This is a genomic window from Pseudomonas frederiksbergensis (assembly GCF_017114915.1).
GTDB lineage: Bacteria > Pseudomonadota > Gammaproteobacteria > Pseudomonadales > Pseudomonadaceae > Aquipseudomonas > Aquipseudomonas frederiksbergensis_I.
Map to the genome: position 1 here is coordinate 142076 of NZ_JAAUOE010000011.1, position 1950 is coordinate 144025.

Consider the following 1950-nt stretch of genomic DNA (forward strand, 5'->3'; position numbering starts at 1 on the left):
CTCTTCAGGCACAACACCGTGAATATCCACAGCCTTGCGAATGAATGGCAGATGCATGAGTTTGCCGAAGCGGTTGTCGTACATGCGCAACACGCTGTGGAAATAAATCTTTCGGCAACGCAGAACGGCCATCAAGGCCAACATGCGCACCAGCATTCTGCGCTTCTTGGAACCATTGATTCGCAGGACCAGTACATTAGGTTCAGGTCGATCAAACCAGATGTTACGCCCCTTCAGCTCGTCACTTTCAACATAGACGCGCCACCGATCAGCAAACATGCGATCGACAATCTGAATACGCTGAAAATAACCATCGCTTTGACGCTCAGGGTAGAAATATCCACCAAAGAAGACGATGCCATCAAATTTCAGAATGAAATCCAGGCTGCGGCGTACGAACCAAAGCAACCGGCCCAAGCGCGTATCCGGGCGCGCAGAAAATGCCGCAGAAGTGGCAGGCGGAGGGATGTCGACGCCGCTGGTACCGTCCTCGGCTGGGGAGGTGATGAACGTGTGGATGGCGAAGTTGCAATCAACCCGCTCGTAGACACCGGTCGCGATGGTTCCAAGATCCGATTTGAGCGCAGCAGCCTCGCCGGCCTCTACGACTCCACCCGTCAATGCACGCTGGATACGTGCTACGACCTTATCCCAGAGAGAGATCAAATCCCCATAAGAGCGCGCAGAAGACACCGCCTTCAGGAGCGTCTCCGGCACCACACGACCCTGAGCAGACAATGCCTCGGTCAGTTTGCTGAATTCCGATTCGAAGTAGCTGATCTGCTTGCCAAGATTGTCTACATACAGCTCAAAAAAAGGAGCTTGCAGAGACAGCAGGTCTTGATGCGACAGCGCGAACTCGACGTCCATTGCAAAAGAGACGATCGGTTTCTCCGGTCGGCGGCGCCAGGTTATACCGTGCTTTTGTTCCAGGTATGCCTTGTTGCGCTGCGCTCGCTCACTGAAATACTGATATTGCAACTGGCCAAACGATGCCGATCCCCAGTGGTGGATAAACACATCTCGTGCCAGATGAATTTCGTAACCGGCGTTACGGGCGCGCAGGCAGTAATCGTCATCCTCAAATCCGCCCGGGAAGAACGTATCGTCAAGCAGACCGATTTTTTCAAAGGCAGCCTTGGACACCAGAACGCAAAAGAACGTTACGTCCGTTTCAAGCAGATTGCCTTTCCAGGCTGAATTCCAGCGCTCGGCAAAATTGGAAACGCGCTGATATACCTTATCGTGCAAAGTCTCTGTGCGATGGTCCAGACATTCAGCAAGCTCTACCTGATAGTCGACAGGAACACATTGTTCGCCGTCAGCCTTGTTAGTGACCGCACTGATAAGGTCCGAATCGCTTGCCAACAGATTGTCCAGCCAGAAATCCGTGACGATGACGTCGCTGTTGAGCAAGCAGATATGGGTAATTTCTTCGTCGGCAAGAAACTCGGAAATACCGACGTTGTTACCGCCAGAAAAACCCAGATTGGTATCTTGCTCGATGTAGCGCCACGAGGGCCCCACTTCAGCAATATGATGGGACATCGCTTCGCGAATTTTATCTCGTTCGCCAGACTCTGAAGCGTTATCGACCAGTATTACTTTGTAGGCGGCTTCGTTAAAGGCACGTCGCATACTCGCCAACGTGATCCTGACTGCCTCGGAGGCATTGTAAGAAACAATGACAATCCCGGTTTTCGTCACTTTGTTACTCATTTCCCAACTCTCCGCACAATCCCACGCAGGACTCTCTTCCATAACGGCTGCAACGAACCATGGCTGCCTTGCATCAGCAGGCGATTGATCTCGATATCTCTTTTCGTAATTTCCTGCAGAAGATCCCGTGAGACATTCCCCTCGTCTGCACTTGATTCGGCAAGCAGTTGAACGATTTTTTGATCTCGTTTGACAATTTCGCCTGCAAGCATCTGAGGCAGTCAGGATCAC

The 1950-nt window shown here is 51.9% G+C and carries 1 protein-coding gene; it reads right to left on the reverse strand.

Annotated features, from left to right (window positions below):
- A partial coding sequence (locus HCU66_RS11275; RefSeq protein ID WP_205888557.1) for a glycosyltransferase family 2 protein occupies positions 1 to 1719 on the reverse strand: 1719 nt, incomplete at its 3' end.
- Positions 1720 to 1950 lie beyond the last annotated feature (231 nt).